Raw genomic sequence first — 24,622 nt, forward strand, 5'->3', positions numbered from 1 at the left:
TTACGGGGGTGCAGCGGCCGGCCGTCACCTCTCGTTGAGTGCCGCCAGGTTGTCGGCGACCTCCTGCTGCCAGAGCTCGTTGGCATGCGTGGTGTCGACCTCTTGCTCGAAACGATCGGTCATTTCGGGCGTGACATCGGCGACGTCCACGTAGAACTGCTCGTACCACCGGCGATGGTGGTAGACCGGCCCGTCCTCCTCGGTCAGCAGAGGATTGTCGATGCGCGTCTTGTTCTTCCATATCTCGACGTCTTCCATGAAACCGTCGCCGAAGGTCCGGCTCATCGTCTCCGCGAGCTTGTCGGCCTTGTCCGCGGACAATCCGGAGTTCCGCTGAACCGCCACTCCCCACTGCAGCACGAACGAGTTGTGGGACACCGGGTAATGGCAGTTGATCAGGGCGATCTCGACGGTGAAATCCGGGGCGAGGTCGTTGTGCAACCAGTTGATCATGTAGGCCGGGCCGAAATACGTTGCCTCCGAACGCAGATAGGTGCCGTCCCAGAGTTCTCTGGTGACGTAGTCCGGACGCGGCTTGGACTCCATGAACTGGCTCGCGGTGTGGCCTTCGACAACGTTCTTGAAGAACGTCGGATAGGCGTGGTGGATGTAGAAGAAGTGCGCCATGTCGACGTTGTTGTCGACGATCTCGCGGCAGTGCGACCCTTCGATCAGGATCGAATTCCATTGCCACGGTGACCAGATGCCGTCGTCGTAGCCGTCGAGGGTGGGCGGGATCAGCTCGGCCGGCGGCGTGGACCCTTCCGGGTCATGCCAGACCAGCAGCTGACCGTTGACCTCTTGGACCGGCCATTTGCGGGTGCGCGCCAACCGCGGGGTGCGCTTGGCGTACGGGACGAGCTTGCATTTTCCGTCGCCGCCCCACCGCCAGTCATGGAACGGACAGGCAAGGTTGTCATCCTTGACCGAACCCATCGACAGGTCGCCGCCCATGTGTCGGCAATAGGAATCGAGCACGTGTAGTTCGCCCGCGGAGTCGGCGTAGGCGACAAGTTTGGTGCCGAACGCCTCGATGCCGTGGGGCTGCCCGTCACGGAAGGTGTCCGCGAGCCCGACGCAGTGCCAACCGCGGGCGAACCGCGTCATCTCCGCGCCGGCGTCGATTTCCCGGATGTCGCTCATACTTCTCGTCCTAACATGTCTTTGACCGCCAGGTGGCTGAACAGCATGCTGGTTCCGATCGGATTTCCGCCGCCTGGATACGCGGTGCCGCTCGGGGCGGCCATGGTGTTGCCCGCGGCATACAGTCCGGTGATCACCTGTCCGTCGATATCGAGTACCCGGGCCGCGGTGTCGGTACGCAACCCACCCTTGGTGCCGAGGTCGGAGATGCCGAAGGCGGCCGCGTGGAACGGGCCCTTCTCGATTGCGACGAGCGGTGATGCCCCGCCGGAGAAGGCCCGGTCGTACGCCTCGTCGCCGCGGCCGAAATCCTGGTCCGAACCGGAGGCGACGAAGCCGTTGAAGCGCGCCACGGTGGCGGCCAGATTCTCGGCGGGGACGCCGATCGTGGCAGCCAGCTCTTCCAAGGTGTCGGCGGTGTGCCACAACCCGGCGTCGATGTATTGCTGCGTGTCGACCATCGAGACGTTGGTGGCCTTGACGGGAGGGACTTCCCCCTCCCGGTCGTCGTAGATCATCCAGTACGGCAACGTCATCGAACCGTCGGCCAGCCGTGGCAGGATCGCCCGGCCGATCCGGTCGTAGGCCGCCGACTCGTTGACGAAACGCTGTCCGTCCTGGTCGACGAAGATGCCCCCGGTGAACCACAGCGCGAAGGCCGACCGCCCGTCGGGGTGTGTGAGGCCCGGGGACCACCAGGCCTGCTCCATGAGGTCGACGTCGGAGCCGACGGCCATCGCGGCCTGATGCGCGCGGCCCAGGTTCGCCGGCGGCCCCATGGTGTCGCGGGCGACACCCGGAACCCCGTATTGCCTGCGCATCTCGTCGTTGCCCTCGAAGCCGCCCGCGGCGAGCAGCACGCCGTGGTGCGCCCGGATGGCCTGTCGCCCACCGTCGGATTCGACGATCGCACCGGTCACGGCCCCGTCTTCGACGACCAACTCCACCAACGAGGTGTTGCGTCGAAGCGAGGTATTCGGGTACTGCTCAATGGCTTTCAGGAACCGGGCGATCAGTGCTCGGCCCCCGATGAAGTAGTCATCGGGCTGTTCGGCATCGAGCCGGTCGGCGTCGAGCGGCCCGCGCACCAGCTCGCGCAGGTGTGGGGCTTTCTCCACCTTCAGTGGCCGGGCCGCGATGTGGCGTTGGCCGTCGATCCGGGCCTTGGGCGCCTTGCCGAAGTAGTCGGGCCACGGCATCGGCGCGAACTTCAGATTGTCGTCGGCCTCGAGGTACTCGATCAGACCGGCACCACCGCGGACGTAGGTCTCCTGCAGTTCCCGGGGGGTGCGGTCGCCGACAACAGCGTGGTAGTACTCCAGCGCATCCTCGATGGTGTCGTCGGTACCTGCCCGGGTGAGCACCGGATTGCACGGGAACCACACCCCGCCGCCACCGGAATACGCTGTGGTGCCGCCGAATTTGTCGCTGGCTTCGACCAGGATCACCGACAGCCCTTCTCGGGCGGCGGTGTAGGCACCGGTCACTCCGCCACCGCCGGACCCGGCGATCAGGACGTCACACTCGGCATCCCAGCTCGTCTTCATAGGTATCGCTGCCTCCCGTACTGCGCGAACTCGTCGTCCAGCGACTGCTTGTCATCGTCGCCCATGGCCCGATACACCGGTTCTCCGCGTCCCGCCCACCGGTACACCACCTCATCGGTGCGCCAGCGTTCCTGTTGCAGTTCACGTTTGAGCACCTTGTTGGACCCGGTGACCGGCAGGTTCTTCGACACCCGCAGCAGCCGCGGAATCGCCTTGGTTCCCAGGTCATCCTGGTCGGACAGGTAGGAGATGAACGCTGCGGCGTCGAACCCGGCGGGATCGGATACCTCGATCGCGGCCATCACCTGATCACCCGAGCGCGGATCGGGGACCGCGTAGACACCGGCCGCCACCACGTCGGGATGACGCCGCAGTACCCGCTCGATGTTGAGCGCCGAGGTGTTCTCGCCGTCCACCCGGATCCAGTCGCCACGACGGCCGGCGAAGTAGATGAACCCCTGCTCGTCGAGATACCCGAGATCGCCCGTCCAGTACCAGCCGTTCCGGATACGTTCGGCGTTGGCCTCGTCGTTGCGGTAGTACCCCTCGAACGTTCGGGTGCCGAACTTGTCGACGATCTCCCCCACCGCGTCATCGGGGTTGAGAACGCGGCCGTGCTTATCGAAAACCGCGGGCGCACAGTCATCAAGGGATTCGGGGTCGACGATCGCCACACCGGCGTGTGCGGGGCGGCCCAGCGCGGTCGGCGGGGCATCCGGGGCGAGGGCGACGGCGGCGCCGCCCTCGCTGGAGCCGTAGCCCTCGAACAGCTCGGCGTCGAACCGGCGCCGGAATTCGTTCTGGTCATCGGGTGAGGCCTCGGTGCCGAATCCACGGATCAACGGGTTCTGCGCGTCGTCGGGTAGCTCGGGAGTGGCCATCAGGTAGCCGAGCGCCTTGCCCACGTAGGTGAAGAAGGTGGCACCGAAAAACCGCACGTCCGACAGGAATCCGGACGCCGAGAAGGACGGCGTCAGACACACCGTCGCACCGACCGACAGTGCCGGCGCCCACAGCGCCATGATGGCGTTGCCATGGAACAGCGGCATGCAGCAGTACTCCACGTCGTCGCGGACGTGGCCGAACTTCTCGGTGGCCGCGTGGGCGATCCGGGCCAGCCTGCCCTGGCTGCAGATGACCGCCTTGGAGGCTCCCGTCGTTCCCGAGGTGAACAGCAGCAGCATCAGGGAGTCCTCGGTGACCGAGGGCGCGACCGCGGGGGTGATGCGATGCGCGTCGAGCTGCGCGGCGTAGTCCGGGCTGTCGACCACCAGGAACCGCTCGGGCGCCAACCCGAGGTCGAGGTCACGCAGACGCGCGGCCCCCGCGGTGTCGGTGACGATCAATTGGCAATCGGCAAGCTGGATTTCGGCTGCCAACTCGGCGGCACCGCGGGTCGGGTTGATCCCCACAATCGTCGCGCCGACGAGGGCGGCCCCGCCCAGCCAGAACACAAAGTCCGGCACGTTGTCCAGCAGCACGCCGATGTGAAGCGGGCCGTCAACCCGCATATCCTGCGCCAGCGCGCCGCGTGCGGCAGATTCGGCGACCACCTGGTCCCAGGTCCAGTCCCGGTCGCGGGTCCGCAGGCCGAGGTGTTGGTCGCCGACCCGGTCGAGCAGCAGCGACGCGATGTCAGTCCGGATGTCAGGCATGGGCGGCGGCGGCGCGCTTCTGGTCGATGTACTTCTGCGGCAGCTCTTCCTGGCTCAACAGAGTCACGCTGACCGGGCCGGTCTGATAGGCGTCCTCACCGATGATCAGGCCGTCGGCATCGATCGGCCAGTTGATGAGCTGACGGAACAGCAGCAGGTAGTCGCCGTCCGGGTCGTCGACCTCGACGCCGATCGCCTGGGCGGCCGCGCCCGGATAGATCATTTTCATCCAGCCTTCGGTCATCACCAGATCATCGTCGACGGCAAGGCGATCGATCTCGAAAACGAGGTGGTTGGCACCGCTGGCCACGAATGCCTCGTAATAGGCGCGCACGCCCTCGGTGGTCTTGGGACCCATGTCGGCATTGGCGTACCAGAAGTGGTAGTCCGGGTTCGGAGCCAAGGTGGCCATCAGGCGTTCCATATCGGGCTCAGCCTCGGCCTTCATGTGCTCGAGAACGACGCTGAGCACCTGACGGTGCCGCTCGTTGGTGGTGACGGCGAGCCGCTCTTCCACGGGGACCCAGGTCTTTGACGGGTCGATGATGGCCATACCGGCCTCCTTGCTCAGTTTTGGGCTGCACCGCAATCTTGGCCAATGAGGCGATCCCCGTCACCCGCCACGCGTCGGTCTATTCCGCCAATTCATCCGACAATTGTCGGACCCGCAGCGCCCCAGGCGCCGAACGCGACACTACGGTCGTTCATCGGCGCCTGGAGCAGCCATAGCGTTGTTTTCGAGACACGCGGGAGCCGAATCTCGGTGGCCCGCGTCCAACAGGTGTGCAAGTTCCGTTCATCGGCAGTGAGGCCGTGGAGGCCGGGCATCTCACCAGGGGTCAGCTGCGCAGCCGGTATCGGCCGATCTATCGCGACGTTTACGTACCTCGCGAGCATCGGATATGCCTGTACGACAGGATCGTCGGTGCGGCATTCGCCTCCCCTGACACTGTGGTTGCCGGCGTGGCCGCCTCTGCGATACACGGGGCGAAATGGGTGGACGACCACGTTCCCGTCGAACTCATCGCTGCAGTGAGACGTCAGCCCGGGCTGATCGTGCGCCGGGAAACCCTGCATGAAGACGAGGCCACCACGGTCGAAGGCATTCGCGTGACCACGCCGGCGCGTACGGTCTTCGACCTCGGCCGTCACCTGCCCAGGGATCGGGCCGTCGAACGAATGGACGCGCTGATGAATGCCTACCCGGTCGATCTCGAGGACGTTGCGCTCATCGCGAAGCGCCATGCGCGCGCCCGAGGCATGCGACGGCTGCGGGTGGCGCTGTCACTGGCCGACGCCGGCGGGGAGTCACCACCGGAGACGCGGCTGCGGTTGTTGTTCATCAAGGCCGGACTGCCCCGCCTCACAACACAATTCGTGGTCTACGACGAGTCTGGACACTATATTCGCCGGATCGACATGTGCTGGGAGCAGTTCAAGGTCGGGGCCGAGTACGACGGGGAGCAGCACCTCACCAGTCGACATCAGTACGTGCTCGACGTACGCGTGAACCGAACCTTGAACCGGCTTGGCTGGCACGTCATCCACGTCATCAAGGAAGACTCCAGCGCGGACATCGTCGAGCAGGCACGCGCCGCCCTGCTGTCGCGGGGCTGGCAACCCGATCCGCGAAAGCGACGCAATGGCAGCTCTTCCGCGTGGTGAGCGACCACGGCGTTGATCTCGCGGACGCTTACAACAGATCCACATCGGCAAGTTCTGCCGACGACATCGCGATCCGCCGGACGATGAGCACCAACATGCCCAGGAAGCGGTCCACCGGGTCCTCGAAATCCCATCCCATCGCGGCCTGCACGCGCGCCAATCGGGCGGCCACCGTGCTGTGGTGCACGTGCAGTTCGGTGGCGGTCCGCCGCAGCGAGCCGTAGACGAAGAACGCCTCAGCGGTCCGCACATCGAGATCCCCGGCATGTGTCGACGCAATATCGTTGATACGGGCCACATCTCGGTTGCGCTGCACCCTGTCGATCGGGAGGTCGGCCAGCAGTTCCAATGAGCTCAGCCGCTCGTAAGCCACCACCCGCCTGCCGAATCCGGTCGACGAGGCGAACCGCAACGCGCGCACGGCTTCATGCCACGAGGTCGAGGCGCTGAAGGCGTTGCCCACCGACCCGATTCCGACCCACGGGCCCGACGCGGTGCCGACGTTCACCACCGTCGGAAACCGCTCGACTATGACGCGCTCCAGACGATCCGAGAACTCACGCATATCGAAGGACCCCTGGCACACAATGACTGTCGCGTTACCGATGACCGCGGATCGCACCGCCGGCCCGGGCAGTTCACCGGCGATGAGGCGCACCGTCTCCCGCGGCGAATGCCCGGATGCCGCCAGCACACACGTCGGCCTGGTCTCGTCGAGCCCCAGCAGCCGGATGGCCCGGGCCCGGTCTTCGCGATGCTCCTTGGCCGACAACACGACCTCGAGCAGTGCGGGGTCGCCGAGGTGGGGACTCCCGCTCACCTCGGTCCGCACGGCAACACGCCCCAGTACCCGCCGCAGCCGGTCGAGCAGCACCTCGTCCAGTGGGTGCCCGGATCCGGCACGTTCCACCCAGACGAGCGTCTCGTGCCGATCGGATGTCGGCGCGTCCCCGTCTTCGACCGGAATGAGGTGTCCGGAAGCGTCGTACCGGACGACGGTCACCCCGGGCCAGCGGACACCGACCGGGCACTCCGCCACCAACGCGGCAAACCGCACCGCGGCGTCAGCGTTGACTTCCCGCTCCTCCAGCGCATCGAATTGCGCGATGAGCCGCAGTACCGATGCGGGATCGGTGCCCAGTTCGGACAGCACAAGCGGCCCGGTGGTCATGGTCGAGAGCGTAGGCGCAGCGCCGTGCCGGCGTCGGGCCACAGCACACAACGCACACCGGAGTGACGCGCGCCACGCCCACCACTCTTAGACCAGTCTTAGGGTTACCGATAACATCGTGACCATGACGAGCGTTACCGAGCCGTCCGCCGAGCACCAGGTGGACATCCACACCACTGCAGGCAAGCTGGCTGATCTCAAGAAGCGAGCGGAGGAGGCGCTGCATCCCGTCGGCGAAGCCGCTGTCGACAAGGTGCACGCCAAGGGCAAGCTGACCGCCCGGGAGCGCATCCTGGCCCTGCTCGACGAGGGGTCGTTCGTCGAACTCGACGCGCTGGCCAAGCACCGCAGCACCAACTTCGGCCTGGAGAACAACCGGCCGCTGGGTGACGGCGTGATCACCGGCTACGGCACCATCGACGGCCGCGACGTCTGTGTCTTCAGCCAGGACGCCACGGTATTCGGTGGCAGCCTCGGCGAGGTCTACGGCGAGAAGATCGTCAAGGTCCAGGAGCTGGCCATCAAGACCGGCCGCCCACTGATCGGCATCAACGACGGCGCAGGCGCCCGCATCCAGGAGGGCGTGGTCTCCCTCGGCCTGTACAGCCGCATCTTCCACAACAACATCAAGGCCTCGGGTGTCATCCCGCAGATCTCGCTGATCATGGGCGCCGCGGCCGGCGGGCACGTGTACTCCCCCGCGCTGACCGACTTCGTCATCATGGTCGACCAGACCAGCCAGATGTTCATCACCGGACCGGACGTCATCAAGACCGTCACCGGCGAAGACGTCACCATGGAGGAACTGGGCGGCGCCCACACCCACATGTCCAAGTCCGGCACCGTGCACTACGTCGCCTCCGGGGAGCAGGACGCTCTGGAGTACGTCCGCGACCTGCTGAGCTACCTGCCGCCCAACAACTACGCCGACCCGCCGCGCTACCCGGTGGCCCCCGCCCAGGGCTCGATCGAGGAGAGCCTCACCGACGAGGACGTCGAGCTCGACACGCTGATCCCGGATTCCCCGAATCAGCCGTACGACATGCACGAGGTCATCACCCGCATCCTCGACGACGACGAGTTCCTCGAGGTCCAGGCGGGCTACGCCGGCAACATCGTGGTCGGCTTCGGCCGGGTCGACGGCCGCCCGGTCGGCATCGTGGCCAACCAGCCCACCCAGTTCGCCGGCTGCCTCGACATCAACGCCTCGGAGAAGGCAGCGCGGTTCATCCGGACCTGCGACTGCTTCAACATCCCGATCGTCCTGCTGGTCGACGTTCCCGGCTTCCTGCCCGGCACCGACCAGGAGTACAACGGCATCATCCGGCGCGGCGCCAAGCTGCTCTACGCCTACGGTGAGGCCACGGTCGCCAAGGTCACCGTCATCACCCGCAAGTCCTACGGCGGTGCGTACTGCGTGATGGGCTCCAAGGACATGGGCGCCGACGTGGTGGTGGCCTGGCCGACGGCCCAGATCGCCGTGATGGGCGCCTCGGGCGCGGTGGGCTTCGTGTACCGCTCCGAGCTGAAGAAGGCGGCCGCCGAGGGCGAAGATGTCGACGCGCTGCGCCTGGAGCTGCAGCAGACCTACGAGGACACCCTCGTCAACCCGTACATCGCGGCCGAGCGCGGCTACGTCGACGCGGTCATCCCGCCGTCGCACACCCGCGGCTACGTGGCCAACGCGCTGCGACTGCTGGAACGCAAGATCATCCAGATGCCGCCGAAGAAGCACGGGAACATCCCACTGTGAGCGGGGCGAACGATTCAGCCACTGTGAGCGCCGACGTGCAGGCTGACGTCGCCACCGACGAGGCTCAGGCTGAACAGCAAGCCGACCACGAGGCACACATCAAGGTGCTGCGTGGTGAGCCCAGCGATCATGAGATGGCCGCACTGATGGCCATCCTCGGCACTGCCGGTGGCGGCGACGCCGAACCCGCGGCAGGAGATCGCAACCTGTGGGGTCACCCGGTGGACAAGTTGCGCTACTCGATCTTCAGCTGGCAGCGGGTGACGCTACTGGAGCGCACCCACCTGCGGCGCTAGATGACCCGGGTCGTCCTGGGTTCGGCATCGACAGGCCGGCTTGGCGTTCTGCGCCAGGCCGGCCTCGATCCGTTGGTCGTGGTGTCAGGGGTCGACGAGGACGCCGTCATCGCATCGTTGGCTGATGCCCCACCCGAGCGCGTGGTGAGCGGACTGGCCGCGGCCAAAGCCGACGAGGTGTTCAGCCATGTGCCCGCCGTCATCGCCGAGGACTGCGTCGTCATCGGTTGTGACTCGATGTTGTTTCTCGACGGACGGTTATGCGGTAAGCCCGGAGACGTCGATTCCGCACGGCGGCAGTGGCAGACCATGGCGGGCCGGACTGCTCAGCTGTACTCGGGCCACGCGGTGCTCGTCGTCCGAGACGGAGCCGTCACCCATCGTCTTGCCGATACCGGCGTCACCGCAGTGCATTTCGGGTCGCCCACCGAAGCGGATCTGGACGCGTATCTGAGCAGCGGCGAACCACTCGGTGTCGCAGGCGGTTTCACGATCGACGGACTGGGCGGCTGGTTCGTCGACGGCATCGAGGGTGATCCGTCCAATGTGATCGGGTTGAGCCTGCCGCTGTTGCGTCGGATGCTCGCTGCCGCAGGGGTTTCCGTTGCGGCCCTCTGGGCGCGCCGACCGCAGTGACCAAATTGCAACATTCTTAATAGCGGCGCGCCGTGCCGATGTCCCGAATAGTCTCAACCACGGGTTGACACTGGGCCGATGCCAGTCGAAGAAACAATGTGGGATGTCCGCGTGGCGCGCGACTTCGAAACATGCGATCTGGAGCGGCTGCGCGCTGCATTCGCCGACATCATCTCCAAGCGACTGTCTCCGGGCAAGCGTCTGCTGCGGGTGGTGACCTGGTCCCAGAACGGCGGCTCGCTCTTCCGCGCCAACAATGGCGCCCGCCGCTTCGCCGTGGCCTACGAGGTGGCGTTCACCGCTTAGACGGCATTGCGCTCAGTCGCGACCACTGCCGCAGCGCAGATATTCGGCCCGACGGTACGCTCATGGGGTGCCACTGCCTGCTGATCCCAGCCCTACTCTTGCCGAGTACGCCCACCCGGAGCGTCTGGTCACCGCCGATTGGCTGGCCAGCAACCTGGGGCGGCCCGGTTTGGCCATCGTCGAGTCCGACGAGGATGTCCTGCTCTACGACACCGGGCACATCCCGGGTGCGGTCAAGATCGACTGGCATCTCGACCTCAACGACCCCAACGTGCGTGACTACATCAACGGTGATCAGTTCGCCGAACTGATGGACCGCAAGGGCATCAGCCGCGACGACACCGTCGTCATCTACGGCGACAAGAGCAACTGGTGGGCGGCCTACGCGCTGTGGGTGTTCACCCTCTTCGGTCATCCCGACGTGCGCCTCCTCGACGGCGGCCGCGACCTATGGGTTTCTCACGGCCGCGACACCACCCTTGAGGTGCCCACCAAGCAGTCCAGCGGCTACCCGGTCGTGGAGCGCAACGACGCCCCGATCCGGGCTTACCGCAACGACGTGCTGGACATCCTCGGCAAGGAACCGTTGATCGACGTCCGCTCGCCCCAGGAGTACACCGGCGAACGCACTCACATGCCCGATTACCCGGAAGAGGGTGCGCTGCGCGGCGGGCACATCCCGACGGCGAAGTCGATCCCCTGGGCCAAGGCAGCCCGGGACAGCGGCCAGTTCCGCAGCCGCGCCGAGCTCGAGGAGCTCTACGGCTTCCTCAACCCCGGCGACAATACGGTGGTCTACTGCCGCATCGGCGAGCGCTCCAGCCACACCTGGTTCGTGCTGACCCACCTGTTGGGGCTGCCCGGCGTGCGCAACTACGACGGCTCGTGGACCGAATGGGGTAATGCCGTGCGGGTCCCGGTCGCTGTCGGCCCCGACCCAGGTGAAGCCCCGGGCGCCCCGTGAGTTCAATGCCGGCCGCCCTGGCGGAGGTGGTCTCCGACTTCCAGGAGGTGGCCGGCCAGGACAAGTTGCAGCTTTTGTTGGAGTTCGCCAACGAGCTGCCGCCTTTGCCGACTCATCTCGAGGAAGCGGCGATGGAGCCGGTGCCGGAGTGCCAGTCGCCGTTGTTCCTGGACGTCGACACGTCCGATCGGGGCAAGGTACGGCTGTACTTCAGCGCTCCCCCGGAAGCTCCGACGACGCGCGGCTTCGCCGCCATCCTGGCCACCGGTCTGGACGGCCAGTCAGCCGAGGACATCCTGGCGGTGCCCGACGACTTCTACACCGCGCTGGGCCTGGCCGCGTTGATCAGCCCGCTACGGCTACGGGGTATGTCGGCGATGCTGACGCGTATCAAGCGGCGGCTGCGCGCGGCCTGAGCGGCTTCACGAGGCGGTACGGAGTCCCTCGACGAGCTTGGGAACAACGTTGCCCGGCGCGGCGGGCATGATCTCGGCTCCATCCCTGTCGACGATGGCCGAGTCGGTGACGATCGTCGTCTCAGCCGTCACATCATCCAGCGACACCCCATGAACAACGAGCCCGGTCCCGGGACGACACATGTCCGACCTCGACATATCGCCGATTTTCTTTGGTGCCCAATAGAGTTCAGGATTCGCGCTCATTCGATCACCTCCGGCCTTGGTCACGCTCGCCGAGGTGTAACACGGATAGCTGAACTTGTCCGACATCGTGCGAATGTACTGATGCACTGCGCCCCCGGGCGCCAGGTAATACACGTAGACCCGCATGCCGCCTGGCGTCGGGTCGGCGAAATAGCCGACCACCGGGAGACCTCCCCGATCCTCCGGCGGCGGAACCACAAAGGCCGCTTCGGCCGCCTTTCGCTGTTCCTCCGCTTCACGGCGGTTCTGCCGCTGGAGGTCGCTGTGAATGATCGACGCGCCCAGGAACAACGCCAGAAGGATCACGAACACCCCGCCCGCCCGGGTCATCCCGTAGGCCGTGTCGCTCGGTTCGTTGGCCTCCGGATTGCGGAACTTCCAAGACTCGGTGACCCACCAGATGCGCCGTGGCGAGGCCGCCATCACGCCGCCCACCAACACGCCCACAACAATGACCAATATCGCCGGACCCACGGACTAACAGTAATTGCGTCGGACTGCCCGTCGAGACCGGAATTTCGCGCGTCAACAGGACAGATGTGCCCATCGACAGATTTCGACCAAAACCTACTCACCGGTAACCGATACCGGATTGGGAAGCCTCAAGGTGCGGCGCATAAACTGCCCGCGATAGATTCTTAAAGACGTTTCTTAGAGAACACTGCCGAGGAGGCACCGTGGCCAACCACGCCAGCTCAAAGATCTCCAAGGTGCTGGTCGCCAATCGCGGGGAGATCGCGGTCCGGGTGATCCGCGCCGCCAAAGACGCCGGACTGGCCAGCGTGGCCGTTTATGCCGAGCCTGACGCCGATGCACCGCACGTGCGGCTCGCCGATGAAGCTTTCGCCCTGGGCGGCCAGACCTCAGCCGAGTCCTACCTGGTCTTCGAGAAGATCCTGGACGCCGCCGCGAAGTCCGGCGCCAACGCCATCCACCCGGGTTACGGCTTCCTGTCGGAGAACGCCGACTTCGCCCAGGCCGTGCTGGATGCCGGGCTGATCTGGATCGGGCCGAGCCCGCAGTCGATCCGTGACCTCGGTGACAAGGTCACCGCGCGTCACATCGCCGCCAAGGCCAAGGCCCCGCTGGTTCCGGGCACCCCGGATCCGGTCAAGGACGCTGACGAGGTCGTCGCGTTCGCGAAGGAGTACGGCGTGCCCGTCGCGATCAAGGCCGCCTTCGGCGGTGGCGGTCGCGGCATGAAGGTGGCCCGCACCCTCGAGGAGATCCCCGAGCTGTTCGACTCGGCGACCCGTGAGGCCGTCTCCGCGTTCGGTCGCGGCGAGTGCTTCGTCGAGCGCTACCTGGACAAGCCGCGCCACGTCGAGGCCCAGGTGATCGCCGACACGCACGGCAACGTCGTCGTCGCCGGTACCCGCGACTGCTCGCTGCAGCGCCGCTTCCAGAAGCTGGTCGAGGAGGCCCCGGCCCCGTTCCTGACCGACGCGCAGCGCAAGGAGATCCACGAGTCCGCCAAGCGGATCTGCAAGGAGGCCGGCTACTACGGTGCTGGCACCGTCGAGTACCTGGTCGGCCAGGACGGCCTGATCTCCTTCCTGGAGGTCAACACCCGCCTGCAGGTGGAACATCCGGTCACCGAGGAGACCTCGGGCATCGACCTGGTGCTGCAGCAGTTCAAGATCGCCAACGGCGAGGCCCTGGACCTCACCGAGGATCCGACGCCGCGCGGGCACTCCTTCGAGTTCCGCATCAACGGTGAGGACGCCGGGCGTGGCTTCCTGCCCGCCCCCGGCCCGGTCACCAAGTTCGAAGCCCCGACCGGCCCGGGCGTCCGGATGGACTCCGGTGTGGAGAGCGGCTCGGTCATCGGTGGGCAGTTCGACTCGATGCTCGCCAAGCTGATCGTCACCGGCGCCACCCGCGACGAGGCGCTGGCCCGCTCGCGCCGTGCGCTGGCTGAGTTCAACGTCGAGGGACTGGCCACGGTCATCCCGTTCCACCGGGCCGTGGTCTCCGACCCCGCCTTCATCGGCGACGAGAACGGCTTCACGGTCCACACCCGCTGGATCGAGACCGAATGGGACAACACCGTCGAACCGTTCACCGGTGGCGATCCGATCGAGGAAGAGGACACCGTTCCTCGCCAGACCGTGGTCGTCGAGGTCGGCGGACGCCGCCTCGAGGTCTCCCTGCCCGGTGACCTGGCGCTCGGCGGTGGCGGCGGCGGTGCTGCCGCCGGTGCCCTCCGGAAGAAGCCCAAGGCCCGCAAGCGCGGCGCCGGCGGCGCCACGGCGGCATCGGGTGACTCGGTGACCGCGCCGATGCAGGGCACCGTGGTCAAGGTGGCCGTCGAGGAGGGCCAGGAAGTGGCCGCCGGCGATCTCGTGGTGGTCCTGGAGGCCATGAAGATGGAGAACCCGGTGACCGCCCACAAGGACGGCGTCATCACCGGTCTGGCTGTCGAGGCCGGTGCCGCCATCACCCAGGGCACCGTGATCGCCGAGATCAAGTAGTTTTTTTCACGCCGAATGGCCACTTGTGACACGGATTCTCGTGAATCCTGTGTCGTAAGTGGCCATTCGGCATTGTGGATTCGGCACTGTGGAGGCCTGATGGAACCCGTAGAGATCAACAACGGCCAGTGGTATTTGCGCGGACTGCGTGCCGATGACCGCGTCGACGACCGGCATGCGCTCGCCGACCTGGGCGAGGACGACCTGGACTACGTTCACGACGCCGAGGACGGCTGGGCCGATGACACGCGGTACACCTGGGCTGTCTGCGAGCCGACCACCGGCGAGCTGCTCGCCGAGGTCATCCTCGACCCCGTCACCGGATTCCTGAGTAGTCGGGGCCGTCCCGGCTTCGAGGACGCCGCCGCGATCTCGGAGGACACCGTGCGGCGGTACGCCACGGAAATCCTCGGCCTGGAAGTGCACACCTGATCCCGCCCGCTCAGCGCACGTCGATATCCAGGCCGGTGGCCAGATCACCGCACTCCACGGTGACGATGTCGTCGCGGCCGCCGAGAAACGCTCGGGCGCCCTGGTCGCCACGCAGCGCGGCGGCCAGCCCCGCAAGGTGCCTGTGGGCCACGACGACGGGATGACCGGGTCGGCCGTCATAGCGGGCGCGGGCCAGACCGGAACCGGACTCACGCGCCGCGCACAGGACCCGGCCGACGACGTCGGCCCCAATGTCCGGCGTGTCGACGGTATGCAGGACGACCCATTCCGCGTCGCCGACGGCTGCCAGCCCCTCGCGGACCGACGCGCTCATACCGTCGGCCCAGCGTGCGGCCACCACGGCGCGAGCCGGGGCGGGCACGTCCACCACCGCGGCACCCAACACCACGATCACCTCGTCGCAGCCACCGTCGGCAAGTGCGGTCACCGCCCGCCGGAGCCAAACACCCTTTTCAGCAAGCACTTTCGGCATCCCGAAGCGGCTGCCCGCACCGGCGGCCAGCACCACACCGGCAACTTCGTCGGCCTTCGACATGCCAACAGTCTGACCTGGGACTCTAAGAATCCACTCAGATAAATTGTCCGCTGACCTTGATGACGGTAGGGTCACCAACAGGTTGAGTTCACAGCCGCAGCGAGCGTCATCGACATACGCGCGGGAACTTGCATCATTGTCGATCGACGCCGCACCAACAGTACGAATACACGTATTACGACTGATGGAGCTACCCATGACCGTCTTCTCGACAAATGCACTGATTGACCGGACCGACGAATCGCCTGCAATGTTTGCGACCCGCCGATTGCCGCCGTCAACGGAGGTGATCAGCGCCCGCGGTGAGATCGACGCCGTAAACGCAGGTGATTTCACCGACTACGCGTTGCGGCACACCGTCAAGGTCGAGCAAGTCGTGATCGACCTCACCGATGTCGAATTCTTCGGCACCGCAGGATTTTCCGCCCTCATGGCGATCGAATTACATTGCTCGACGGCCGATGTCGCCTGGGTGCTGGTGCCCAGCAGGGCAGTGAACCGGCTACTACGCATCTGCGACCCGGATTCGGCGTTGGACACCCGTCACAGCGTGGCCTCGGCACTGTCCACGCTCAATGGCAGAAACCCGCTACTGCAGCTGGTCACGAAGTCGCGCTAGCGATTTCGCCAGAAGTCTCGACACATGCATCTGCGAGACACCGACACGCTCGGCGATCTGCGTCTGCGTCATGGATTCGAAGAATCGCAGCAACAGCACCGTACGCTCCCGCTCAGGTAACTGAGCAAGCAACGGCCGCAACGTTTCTCGATTGTCGATCTGATCCAGGCCGGTGTCCACATCGCCGAGCGTGTCGACTATCGCCGGCGCCTCCTCGTCGCCCCCACCGCCACTGTCGATCGACAGCGTGTTGTAGGAACTGCCGGCGACGAGTCCTTCGATCACTTCTTCGCGGTCCATCTCGAGTTCCACCGAAAGCTCGGAGGCCGTCGGGGCACGGCCCAACCTCTGAGATAGTTCCGCAGTCGCCGCGCCGAGCCGCAGGTGTAGTTCTTTGAGCCGGCGCGGCACCTTCACCGACCAGCTGTTGTCCCGGAAGTGACGCCGGACCTCGCCCATGATCGTCGGCACCGCGAACGACACGAAGTCAGAGCCGGCCTCGACGTCAAATCGGTTGACCGCGTTGACCAAGCCGACCCTCGCCACCTGGACCAGGTCCTCACGAGGTTCACCGCGACCGTCGAACCGCCGCGCGATGTGATCGGCCAGCGGCAGGCACCGCTGCACAATGCGCTCGCGTTGGCGTTCGTAGTCCGAGGATTCCTCGGACAGTCCGCTGAGTTCGCGAAACATGTCGCGAACATCCGCATATTCCGACGTCACCGCAGCAGGCTCGCTCGCCTCGTCGTCAGGGTGATGCCGAATACCTGGCCGGTGTCGGGCCCGTCACCGTCGGTGAAAGTCTTGACCTCGTCGGTCAGGGAGCTCAAAACGTGCCAGCTGAAGCTGCCCGGCTCGACCACGAGGGCACCCGTGCAGGTCGTTGAGGCGGTGACCACCACCGCCTCCTCACCCGGGTCGACGGTCAGATGCAGGCTCGAATCCGGGGTCGAGGCCCGGATCAGGGCGGTGCAGGCCTCGTCCACGGCCAGCCGCAGGTCGGCGACGACGTCGAAATCAAGGTCTTCGAATGCTGCTACCGCAGCGACCAACGTGCGCACTACAGCCAGGTTCTCCAACCTGGCGGCGACCCTAATCTCTACCGACCGCTCCGCGCGGTTCGGCAGGTTGGGCTGGCCCTGTTCTTCGGCCATCTCACCTCCTGACATCTCGGACCGACAGTATCCCAGTCGGGATGCTGGTTCCCGGCGTGGGATCTCCGGCCAGGGATGCCCATCGCGGCGCGACCTGAAACCTAGGACGGCAGCCCGCTTTAGGTGTGGACCCGTTCCTCAGTCGAACTCGGCACGCAGCGCAGCCAGGAGCGGTTTTGCCGCCTCGTCGAGGAACGCCTGCTGGCCCTCGTCACCGATCTGGACCAGGGCGACATCGGTGAATCCCGCATGGACGTAGGGTGCGACGGCGGCGACGATCGCGTCCAGGTCGGGCCCGCACGGGATGGCCGCGGAGACATCGTCCGGACGCACATACCGGGTCGCCGCCGCGAATCCCGCCGGGGTCGGCAGGTCTGCGTTGACCGCCCAGCCGCCCCCGAACCAGCGGAACTGTTCGTGGGCCCGCGCCACCGCCGTATCGCGGTCGGGATCCCAGCACACCGGGACCTGTCCGATTACCCGTCCCTCGGGCAGGACGCCGGTTATCTGCCTTCGCTGATGCCAGCCCGCCACGGTCTCCCGGTCGGGCGCGACATTGATCAGATGATCGGCGGCCACGGCCAGCCTTTCGACGGACTTCGGCCCGGTCATCGACACGGCGATGGTCACCGGAACGTCCGGCACATCCCAGATGCGTGCCGAGTCCACCTCGTAGAACTCGCCCCGGAAATCGATCAAGTCGCCGGTGAGGAGTTCACGAATCAGCTTGATCGCCTCGGCCAGCATGTCGAGCCGACGTCCGATCGTGGGCCAACCCTGACCCACCACGTGCTCGTTGAGGTTCTCCCCGCTGCCGACGCCGAGGGTGAACCGGCCGTCGGCCAGATTCTGCACGGTCGCGGCCTGCTGGGCGATGATCGCCGGGTGATACCTGATCGTCGGACAGGTCACGTACGAATACAGCTGCACGGTGTCGGTGGCGTGCGCCACTGCTCCCAACACCGGCCATGCGTTGGGAGCATGACCCTGGCTGGCCAGCCACGGGCTGTAGTGGTCGCTGCTCACTTCGAAATCGAATCCCGCCTGCTCTGCCGACACCGCATAGTCGACGAGCTGTCGCGGGCCGCTCTGCTCGGTCATCAAGGTGTATCCGAATCTGGCCATGCCGCTGGGATACCCGTGGAGAAGTTGACGAAACTGGGTATCCGGACGCTATGACCGAATCACGGACTCTTCAGACACAACACACCGGCGATCGCCGGCTACGGATCTCGACGACATGGGTGCTGGCCTTGTTGACGGTGCCGGCGGCTGTCGCGGTGTTCCTCTACGGCATGGGTGCGGTGATGGGCATGGCCGGGTGTACCGGCGACGTGTGTGCGAGCAAGGGCCCCGGCGAATTCTGGTTCGGGGTTCTCTTCTACGGCGCACCCGTGGTGCCCGTGGTCACGATCGCCGTGTCGATGTTCACCTCGCGGCTGCGGTACGGCGTTCTGGTTCCCCTGGCCGGCTTGGCCTTGCTGGCCATCGATTTCGCGGTTCTGGCACTCACCTTCTGAGCACACCCGCCTCACAAGACAGGGACCCGGCCGCTCCCGCGACCGGGTCGGTCTGCGCAGGGTCAGCTGCTGGGCCGCTGCCTCACCACACCGGGATGATCGGTATACCAGCGATCCTCGATGCGACGCACCCGCATGTGCTCGAGTACCAACCACATCGAACCGATGACAAACCCGACGGCAGACAACGTGCCCACCATCAAGCCGACATCGGAATGGCCGGTGGCGAACGCCGCCAAGGTGCCGACAAACAGCACCAATCCCACGAGGATGAGTACCAGCGCGGGCATGATGACGTTGTCCTTCATCGACTCGCCGGCATGCGGCCGGGTCGTCCTGGCGTGGTCAACCGGATCTTTTGGGCCATGCATGGCTGCTCCTTCCGCCACTTCTCGCCCCACCTGCCTACATGGGCTGCCTCCACGGTAGATCGCCTGGGCAGGTCTGGCCAGGAAAACACCAGGATGATCTGCGTACCCTCCGAGGGGCCGCCGGCCCAGCAATCAGTGATTCCGGAGCATCCCGATCAGCTCGCGCTTGTTCTTGTCGGAATACCCTCTATCGGTTAACCGGCCCTCCCACGACACGACCGTGGATGCGGCGTGAGGTTCGAGGCCGCCGGTCATGCGGGGCGCATGCTGACAGGGCCGAGAGGGGTAGGCGATGACTGTTCGGGTGCGTACCAGCAGCGAGGGCTATGCGATCGACGGCCCGTGGGAGGGGTGCGCAGCGGCGAACGCATTCCTGGTGCATCTGGTCGGACGCGGGTTCAGTGCGGCGACGGTGCGGGCGTATGCCTTCGATGTGCTCAATTTGGCTCGGTTCCTGCTCGACCGTGATCTCGCGGTGGCGGCGGTGACGCCGGTGGAGGTGTTCGAGTGGATCGACTGGCAGGACGTGCGCCGTGACCCCCGGTGCAACCCGGCGAGAAGGAATGGCGGGAGCGCGGCGGCATCGACGATTAACCGGCGGGTCGCGGCGGTGCGGGCATTGTTCGAGTACCTGGTGATGACTGGGATACGTACCGACAACCCGGTGCCCTCACCGCGGCGCGGGCAGGGACTGCGACCGGTGGCGCGGGGGCCGCTCGGGCATCTGGGCCCGGGTCGGCCTCGGGCCGGAGGCCGACTGGTGCGGCAACCGCGATTGCTGCCCGAGTCCCTCGACGCGGATGCAGTCGAGCGGTTCGTGGCGTCGTTGCGAACCCATCGGGATCGGGCGATGGTGTGGGCGATGCTATTCGGGGGCTTACGCAGCGCCGAGGTGCGATCCTTGCGGTTGGCCGACATCGACTTCGGCCGGCGACGAGTGCGGGTGCTCGGCAAAGGCTCAAAGGAACGGGTGGTGCCGGTCGATGCAGCATTCTTCACCGAACTGTCGGCCTATCTGCGCCTGGAACGCCCACCAGGGTTGGCGACCGAGGAGTGTTTCGTGGTGCTGCGCGGACCCTCCGCGGGGGCCCCGGTCAGCGAGGCCGGACTGCGGTCGCTGTTTCGGCGGCACCGAGACCACTCCGGTGCGACGAGGGTACGTCCGCATCGGCTCCGTCATACCTACGGCACTGAACTCGCCTCTGCTGGCATCGATCTGATGGTGCTGCGGGAGTTGATGGGCCACGTGTCCCCGGAAACCACCGCCGGCTACGTGCACCTGTCGGTCGAACAACTCGCCGCCGAATACGGTGCGGCTCGCGCCAGCCTCGCTGGGACACGACGATGACCAACCGGACGCTCGCATCGATCGACCTACTGGCCGACTCGGATGCGGTGCTGGACGACTATCTCGAGTACGTTTCCGGCCTAGGTCTCAGTGGCAGGTCGGTGCGTGGTCGCACCCGCAGCGCGAGCACCTTCCTGACCGAGCACCCGGATCTGCAGGACTGGATGACTCGACCGGCGGCCGAGCGGTTGGCCGAGCTGCGCCACAGCGGGGCGTGGCCATTGCTGTGTCATGTCGTTGGCCGGGGCGCGTTACGGCTCGACCTCGAACTCGCGGCCGTCAAGAACCTCACTGGCCTCGGCCGGGCCGTCGAGGACCGCGACCCGGACGGATTCGCCGCCGTGCGCACGGCCGGGCTGGCCTTGGGCTGGACACCGCAATGGATCGAGACGGTCCTGGGTGAATGCCTGGCGGTGCTGCTCGCCTGGCACGGCGGACTCGTCCACGATGTCACCAACGGCACGGTCGACAAGTTCGATGCCGCACTGGCTGCCACACAGTCGATCCCGGCATCGTCGAGGCGCGCCTACCGCAACCGGATCGCCGGGCTGCGGCAGATGCTTTTTCACGCCCGCATCGTCGACACACCACCACAGCGTCGGCGGTGGGCCCGCAGCTACGCCCAACGCTTCGCCGACGTGGCGATGACCGGCCCGATCCGGCAGACGCTGCTGCGTTACGTCACCGTCAGGGCATCGGTGCTGCGGCCGAAATCCGTCGAATCGTTGATCAACGATCTGCTGCCGTTCGCGGACTATCTCAGCACCACTCATCCCGAACTCACCTCATTCGAGAATCTGGATCGCCGTCACATCGAGGGTTTCCTGGTCTGGAATCGCACCCGCACCTGGCGTGGGCAACGCGCCGCCGCCGGCGCAGGACGCACCATCTCCAAGGCCGTGATCCAATCGACGGTGCTGAGCGTGCGCAACCTCCTCGATGACATCACCGAATGGGGTTGGGAGCAGGCACCGCCGCGTCGTCTGGTCTTCGCCGTCGATATCCCGAAACTCGATCAACCCCTGCCACGCGCCCTGCCACCTGATATCGACGCCGCGGTGATGAACGCGGTTGCCCAGCTGGAGGATACGTTTACCCGCGTCGGGTTGACGGTGCTGCGCGGGGCCGGGCTGCGAATAGGGGAACTGCTCGACCTCGAACTCGACAGCGTCATCGACTACGGACCCGCCGGCACCTGGTTGAAAGTTCCGTTGGGCAAGCTCGCCACCGAACGCATGGTTCCACTCTCGGCCAACACCATTGCCGCGTTGGACCAGTGGACCAGCAGACGTGGTGTTTGCCGCCCACTGCCGCATCCCCGTACCGGAGCGCCTACCGATTTCCTGTTCGTCGCGCACGGCCGCCGCCTCGGGCAGACGCGGTTACGCAAAGGCCTGCTCGCCGCCGTCGAGTCCTGCGGGCTGCACGGAACTGGCGGCGCACCGTTGGTGGTAACCCCGCATCAGCTACGCCACACGTGGGCCACCGAACTCGCGAACGCGGGCATGAGCCTGCAGGCTTTGATGGCACTGCTCGGACATGTCACCCCGCAGATGACGCTGCGTTACGCCACCCTGGCCTCCCCGACGCTGCGCGATGCCTACGACCAGGCCATGGGAAAGATGCGACGACAGTTCACTCTCACTCCGGTCGGCAAACCCATCGTCCCCGATGCGGTCAGCTGGCTCGGTAGTGAGATGCTCAAAACACGTGTCGCCCACGGCTACTGCGCCCGCCACCAGAGTGCCGGCGCCTGTCCCTATGCCAACATCTGCGAAACCTGCGACAACTTCGTCACCGGCCCCGAGTTCCAAGGCGCACTCAAGGCACAACGCAGCGACATCCAAACCCTCGAAGCAGATGCCCGCGCCCGTGGCTGGCTCGACGAAGCCGCCCGCCACCACCGTGTCGCCGACGCGTTGACCGACCACCTGCACCGCCTCGACCGCTGACCGAATCGACCACCTGGGGTTGATGCGCCCCCGAGGGCCGGATAATGATACCAAGCTCTTTCGCCCGGCCACGCAGATCATCGACTGTCCAGTCGTCATAGGAGCCGGACTTGCCGCCTGCGCGGCCGACGCTCGAACGCCCCCGGGCAGCAGCGGCGTTGGAGATCCGCGCGGATTTCTCCTTCGAATTGCCCTCGTCACGCAGTTCCTCGTAGAGCTTCTCGTCTTTGATAGACGGATTCGGCATCTTGCCTCCCTTGGTCAGTACCAGCTCCGCCGGCCGGCGACCGGACGCCCGATGGCCCCGAGCAGCCAGAACACGCCACCGATGACCAGCAGGATCACGCCCACCACCCAGAGCAGGTACACGTTGAAGATCAAGCCGAGAATGAGCAGAATTGCACCGAGTACCACCATGTCGACCTCAATTCACCGCGGCGATGGGGGTCATCGCGCTGGGCTGCGGCAGACGGCATTCGTCCACCTTCGGGTTGACGCCCGCATAGTTGAGCGGACCGGCAATGACCGTGAGCGCTATGGCGCCCGCGGTCGCACAGTTTGTTGATCCACCATGGAAATAGTCGCGCTGCCAGGCCGCCACCACACCGATGATCAGCCAGATGAGCACGAGTGTTCCGAACAATCCACCAAGTCTCATGACATGCGATGTACCCCGCTGACGCGAGGGTCAAACCTGGGGCAAGGCCGATCGCGCTAGGGTCGAGTTGACCCGAAGGAGGCATCGGGATGAACGCCGACCAACCCTCGTTGATGGATCTGGCCAGTGATGAGCGGACCGACCTTGCCGAATTTCTCGCCACGCTGGCCCCTCAGGAATGGCAGACCGAGTCTCTGTGCACGGGATGGACCGTGAAAGAGGTTGTAGCGCACGTCATCAGCTATGAAGATCTCAATCTCGCCGGACTGCTCAAGCGATTTACAAAGGGTCGAATCGTGCGCGCCAACGAGGTCGGGGTGGCGGAATACTCGACCATGTCGACCGATGAACTGCTCGAATTCCTCAACCAGCATCTACGGCCACACGGTCTGACCGCAGGATTCGGCGGCATGATCGGCCTGGTCGACGGCACAGTCCATCATCAGGACATCCGCCGCGCACTGGGCCGCCCCCGCACCGTGCCCGCGCAGCGACTACAACAGATCCTGCCCCGGGTGCCCGGCAACCCACGGCTGGGAGCGGGCCGGCGAATCAAAGGACTTCGGCTGCGCGCCAACGACATCGAGTGGGCGCACGGTAGCGGACCGGAGGTCACCGGGACCGGCGAGGCCTTGCTGCTGGCAATGACCGGCCGGAGACAGGCCGCCGAGGAACTCTCTGGCGAGGGCGCGACAACTCTGCTTGCCCGGATCTGACGCGGGAGAACCCCGATCGATTGTCCGAGCCTGTCATGGGGCGTAGAGTTCCATTCAGGTTGAGTTCACAGCCGCCCCGAAACGTCATCGGGTGCAGGGTCGCGATACTCCCTGTATCCAGGGGTTTCGAGCCCACAGAGCCTGAAGCGTGACGTGACCACAGTGTTTGTACTGAGGAGTCACAGATGTCCACCATCAGCGCCGTGAAAACGGCGATGTCTTCTGCCAACCATCACAGTCGCGCCCAATTCTGCGCCCAGTGGCTGTCGCCGGCTACCGCGGTGATCAGTGTCCACGGCGAGTTGGACGCATCCAATGCCGCAGAGCTGACCGAATGCGGTACCCAGCACAGCAGACCGAGCGGACAACTCGTCCTGGACCTGAGTGCGGTCGAGTTCTTCGGTACCGGCTGCTTCGCCTGCCTGCACAGCCTCAACGTGCATTGCGCCGGCGAAAACATGGACTGGGTAATGATTCCCAGCACCGCAGTGTCCCGAGTGCTCGGAATCTGCGATCCCGCCTGTGCCCTGCCGACCTCCACCGGCCTGCCTGCCGCCCTGTCGATGCTCCGCAATCAGCCACGGCCCATCCAGTTGGTCAACTTGCCTCGCTAACTGCCGGACAGAGCCCAACGCCGCCGGATCGTCAGCGTGATACCGAGTACGGGTTGGCCGCTGCCGCTGTTCGCATAATCAGCTTCTTCGACGAAGGTGACGACCTTGTCGGTCAACGCCTCCAGTACCCGGCGGCTGAAACCGCTCAAGAAGACGCTGCCGGGGGCCACATGCACTCGGTCACAGATCGCCGACACCCGAACGTCGACCTCGCGTACGCGGGGTTCTTCGATGAGTACCAGGTCGGAGCCGGGCTCGGCCATGCCGATCAGCACCGTGCACGCTTCATCCACCGCCAGTGCCAAGTCGGTAGCCGTATCGCCATCCAGCTCTTCATAGTCGGCCAGGGAACCCGTCATCGATCTCACTACCGTCAGCGCCCGCGTATGAGCGGGAACCCGGAGTTCGAC

Annotated in this window: 29 protein-coding genes and 1 pseudogene; 15 read left to right on the forward strand and 15 right to left on the reverse strand. The window is 65.8% G+C overall.

The genetic code is table 11. The annotated features are described in order from the left end of the window. Window positions 1-24: 24 nt before the first annotated feature. From JOF57_RS17855 to JOF57_RS17870, 4 genes are read right to left on the reverse strand one after another with little or no spacing between them, the layout of a single operon-like run. Window positions 25-1,143, reverse strand: coding sequence for a 3-ketosteroid-9-alpha-monooxygenase, oxygenase component (locus JOF57_RS17855; protein ID WP_209918645.1), 1,119 nt, complete (start codon window positions 1,141-1,143; stop codon window positions 25-27). Then, a complete protein-coding gene (locus JOF57_RS17860) occupies window positions 1,140-2,690 on the reverse strand; it encodes an FAD-binding protein (protein ID WP_209918647.1) in 1,551 nt (516 codons plus the stop codon). Before JOF57_RS17860 ends, JOF57_RS17855 begins: the two co-directional genes overlap by 4 nt. Further along, window positions 2,687-4,345 (reverse strand): steroid-22-oyl-CoA synthetase, encoded by a 1,659-nt coding sequence (locus tag JOF57_RS17865; protein WP_209918649.1) that lies wholly within the window; start codon window positions 4,343-4,345, stop codon window positions 2,687-2,689. The genes JOF57_RS17860 and JOF57_RS17865 overlap by 4 nt, the downstream gene beginning before the upstream one ends. Continuing rightward, a complete protein-coding gene (locus JOF57_RS17870; protein ID WP_209918651.1) occupies window positions 4,338-4,898 on the reverse strand; it encodes a nuclear transport factor 2 family protein in 561 nt (186 codons plus the stop codon). Before JOF57_RS17870 ends, JOF57_RS17865 begins: the two co-directional genes overlap by 8 nt. Window positions 4,899-5,128: 230 nt before the next feature. Here JOF57_RS17870 and JOF57_RS17875 point away from each other — a divergent pair, with 230 nt between their 5' ends. Beyond that, window positions 5,129-6,010: a type IV toxin-antitoxin system AbiEi family antitoxin gene (locus tag JOF57_RS17875; RefSeq protein WP_209918653.1), complete on the forward strand. Its 882-nt coding sequence runs from the start codon at window positions 5,129-5,131 to the stop codon at window positions 6,008-6,010. Between the two features lie 28 nt (window positions 6,011-6,038). On the opposite strand, the gene JOF57_RS17880 is transcribed toward JOF57_RS17875, so the two are convergent. After that, complete coding sequence (locus JOF57_RS17880; RefSeq protein WP_209918654.1) at window positions 6,039-7,181, reverse strand: PucR family transcriptional regulator; 1,143 nt, start codon at window positions 7,179-7,181, stop codon at window positions 6,039-6,041. A 124-nt stretch (window positions 7,182-7,305) separates the two neighbouring features. Between JOF57_RS17880 and JOF57_RS17885 the strand changes: the two genes are divergently transcribed. From JOF57_RS17885 to JOF57_RS17910, 6 genes are all read left to right on the forward strand, one after another. Beyond that, window positions 7,306-8,934: an acyl-CoA carboxylase subunit beta gene (locus JOF57_RS17885; protein ID WP_209918657.1), complete on the forward strand. Its 1,629-nt coding sequence runs from the start codon at window positions 7,306-7,308 to the stop codon at window positions 8,932-8,934. Beyond that, window positions 8,931-9,230 carry an acyl-CoA carboxylase subunit epsilon gene (locus JOF57_RS31250; protein WP_209918659.1) on the forward strand — a complete coding sequence of 100 codons (300 nt, stop codon included), beginning with the start codon at window positions 8,931-8,933 and terminating at the stop codon, window positions 9,228-9,230. The genes JOF57_RS17885 and JOF57_RS31250 overlap by 4 nt, the downstream gene beginning before the upstream one ends. Further along, window positions 9,231-9,866 carry a Maf family protein gene (locus JOF57_RS17895; protein ID WP_209918661.1) on the forward strand — a complete coding sequence of 212 codons (636 nt, stop codon included), beginning with the start codon at window positions 9,231-9,233 and terminating at the stop codon, window positions 9,864-9,866. A 78-nt stretch (window positions 9,867-9,944) separates the two neighbouring features. Next, entirely contained in the window at window positions 9,945-10,172 is a 228-nt protein-coding gene (locus tag JOF57_RS17900) for a hypothetical protein (protein ID WP_234927067.1), read from the forward strand. Window positions 10,173-10,239: 67 nt separating this feature from the next. Beyond that, a complete protein-coding gene (locus tag JOF57_RS17905; protein ID WP_209918663.1) occupies window positions 10,240-11,136 on the forward strand; it encodes a sulfurtransferase in 897 nt (298 codons plus the stop codon). A 5-nt stretch (window positions 11,137-11,141) separates the two neighbouring features. After that, window positions 11,142-11,552, forward strand: coding sequence for a SufE family protein (locus JOF57_RS17910; RefSeq protein ID WP_209923467.1), 411 nt, complete (start codon window positions 11,142-11,144; stop codon window positions 11,550-11,552). A gap of 6 nt (window positions 11,553-11,558) precedes the next feature. On the opposite strand, the gene JOF57_RS17915 is transcribed toward JOF57_RS17910, so the two are convergent. Beyond that, window positions 11,559-12,233 (reverse strand): DUF6199 family natural product biosynthesis protein, encoded by a 675-nt coding sequence (locus tag JOF57_RS17915; protein ID WP_209918665.1) that lies wholly within the window; start codon window positions 12,231-12,233, stop codon window positions 11,559-11,561. A 242-nt stretch (window positions 12,234-12,475) separates the two neighbouring features. Here JOF57_RS17915 and JOF57_RS17920 point away from each other — a divergent pair, with 242 nt between their 5' ends. Together JOF57_RS17920 and JOF57_RS17925 are read left to right on the forward strand one after the other, a co-directional pair. Further along, complete coding sequence (locus tag JOF57_RS17920; RefSeq protein ID WP_209918667.1) at window positions 12,476-14,272, forward strand: acetyl-CoA carboxylase biotin carboxylase subunit; 1,797 nt, start codon at window positions 12,476-12,478, stop codon at window positions 14,270-14,272. A gap of 99 nt (window positions 14,273-14,371) precedes the next feature. Next, window positions 14,372-14,704, forward strand: coding sequence for a hypothetical protein (locus JOF57_RS17925; protein WP_209918669.1), 333 nt, complete (start codon window positions 14,372-14,374; stop codon window positions 14,702-14,704). 10 nt (window positions 14,705-14,714) lie between these two features. On the opposite strand, the gene JOF57_RS17930 is transcribed toward JOF57_RS17925, so the two are convergent. After that, a complete protein-coding gene (locus tag JOF57_RS17930; RefSeq protein ID WP_209918670.1) occupies window positions 14,715-15,260 on the reverse strand; it encodes a nucleotidyltransferase family protein in 546 nt (181 codons plus the stop codon). A 196-nt stretch (window positions 15,261-15,456) separates the two neighbouring features. Between JOF57_RS17930 and JOF57_RS17935 the strand changes: the two genes are divergently transcribed. Further along, window positions 15,457-15,879: an STAS domain-containing protein gene (locus tag JOF57_RS17935; RefSeq protein WP_209918671.1), complete on the forward strand. Its 423-nt coding sequence runs from the start codon at window positions 15,457-15,459 to the stop codon at window positions 15,877-15,879. Here the strand turns inward: JOF57_RS17935 and JOF57_RS17940 are convergent. From JOF57_RS17940 to JOF57_RS17950, 3 genes are all read right to left on the reverse strand, one after another. After that, window positions 15,850-16,572, reverse strand: coding sequence for an RNA polymerase sigma factor SigF (locus JOF57_RS17940; RefSeq protein WP_234938635.1), 723 nt, complete (start codon window positions 16,570-16,572; stop codon window positions 15,850-15,852). The two genes, JOF57_RS17935 and JOF57_RS17940, sit on opposite strands and share 30 nt — an antisense overlap. 26 nt (window positions 16,573-16,598) lie before the next feature. After that, window positions 16,599-17,033 (reverse strand): ATP-binding protein, encoded by a 435-nt coding sequence (locus JOF57_RS17945; RefSeq protein ID WP_209918672.1) that lies wholly within the window; start codon window positions 17,031-17,033, stop codon window positions 16,599-16,601. Window positions 17,034-17,171: 138 nt separating this feature from the next. After that, entirely contained in the window at window positions 17,172-18,158 is a 987-nt protein-coding gene (locus tag JOF57_RS17950) for an LLM class F420-dependent oxidoreductase (RefSeq protein ID WP_209918673.1), read from the reverse strand. A gap of 50 nt (window positions 18,159-18,208) precedes the next feature. Between JOF57_RS17950 and JOF57_RS17955 the strand changes: the two genes are divergently transcribed. Continuing rightward, window positions 18,209-18,553: a hypothetical protein gene (locus JOF57_RS17955; protein WP_209918674.1), complete on the forward strand. Its 345-nt coding sequence runs from the start codon at window positions 18,209-18,211 to the stop codon at window positions 18,551-18,553. A 62-nt stretch (window positions 18,554-18,615) separates the two neighbouring features. Here JOF57_RS17955 and usfY read toward each other — a convergent pair whose 3' ends face one another. Then, window positions 18,616-18,924, reverse strand: a complete 309-nt coding sequence (usfY, locus tag JOF57_RS17960) for a protein UsfY (RefSeq protein ID WP_209918675.1) — start codon at window positions 18,922-18,924, stop codon at window positions 18,616-18,618. Window positions 18,925-19,216: 292 nt separating this feature from the next. Between usfY and JOF57_RS17965 the strand changes: the two genes are divergently transcribed. Both JOF57_RS17965 and JOF57_RS17970 read left to right on the forward strand, forming a co-directional pair. Then, window positions 19,217-20,272 carry a tyrosine-type recombinase/integrase gene (locus JOF57_RS17965; protein ID WP_024637592.1) on the forward strand — a complete coding sequence of 352 codons (1,056 nt, stop codon included), beginning with the start codon at window positions 19,217-19,219 and terminating at the stop codon, window positions 20,270-20,272. Beyond that, the gene (locus JOF57_RS17970; RefSeq protein WP_047040994.1) at window positions 20,269-22,224 is read left to right on the forward strand and encodes a site-specific integrase; all 1,956 of its coding nucleotides are present in this window, start codon (window positions 20,269-20,271) and stop codon (window positions 22,222-22,224) included. The genes JOF57_RS17965 and JOF57_RS17970 overlap by 4 nt, the downstream gene beginning before the upstream one ends. A gap of 46 nt (window positions 22,225-22,270) precedes the next feature. Here the strand turns inward: JOF57_RS17970 and JOF57_RS30985 are convergent. From JOF57_RS30985 to JOF57_RS17980, 3 genes and pseudogenes are all read right to left on the reverse strand, one after another. Beyond that, window positions 22,271-22,471 (reverse strand): annotated as a pseudogene (locus JOF57_RS30985) (DUF7218 family protein); the annotation flags it as partial. Window positions 22,472-22,485: 14 nt separating this feature from the next. After that, window positions 22,486-22,641, reverse strand: coding sequence for a DUF6131 family protein (locus tag JOF57_RS17975; RefSeq protein ID WP_209918676.1), 156 nt, complete (start codon window positions 22,639-22,641; stop codon window positions 22,486-22,488). A gap of 7 nt (window positions 22,642-22,648) precedes the next feature. Next, on the reverse strand, window positions 22,649-22,882 hold the full coding sequence (locus tag JOF57_RS17980) for a hypothetical protein (protein ID WP_209918679.1): 234 nt from the start codon (window positions 22,880-22,882) through the stop codon (window positions 22,649-22,651). An 89-nt stretch (window positions 22,883-22,971) separates the two neighbouring features. On the opposite strand from JOF57_RS17980, the gene JOF57_RS17985 reads away from it, so the two are divergent. Together JOF57_RS17985 and JOF57_RS17990 are read left to right on the forward strand one after the other, a co-directional pair. Then, complete coding sequence (locus JOF57_RS17985; RefSeq protein WP_209918681.1) at window positions 22,972-23,598, forward strand: maleylpyruvate isomerase family mycothiol-dependent enzyme; 627 nt, start codon at window positions 22,972-22,974, stop codon at window positions 23,596-23,598. 185 nt (window positions 23,599-23,783) lie between these two features. Beyond that, window positions 23,784-24,212 (forward strand): STAS domain-containing protein, encoded by a 429-nt coding sequence (locus JOF57_RS17990; RefSeq protein WP_209918683.1) that lies wholly within the window; start codon window positions 23,784-23,786, stop codon window positions 24,210-24,212. Here JOF57_RS17990 and JOF57_RS17995 read toward each other — a convergent pair. Continuing rightward, the gene (locus tag JOF57_RS17995; protein ID WP_273544697.1) at window positions 24,209-24,571 is read right to left on the reverse strand and encodes an anti-sigma factor; all 363 of its coding nucleotides are present in this window, start codon (window positions 24,569-24,571) and stop codon (window positions 24,209-24,211) included. The two genes, JOF57_RS17990 and JOF57_RS17995, sit on opposite strands and share 4 nt — an antisense overlap. Window positions 24,572-24,622: the final 51 nt, after the last annotated feature.

It is taken from the genome of Mycolicibacterium lutetiense, assembly GCF_017876775.1.
Classification (GTDB): domain Bacteria; phylum Actinomycetota; class Actinomycetes; order Mycobacteriales; family Mycobacteriaceae; genus Mycobacterium; species Mycobacterium lutetiense.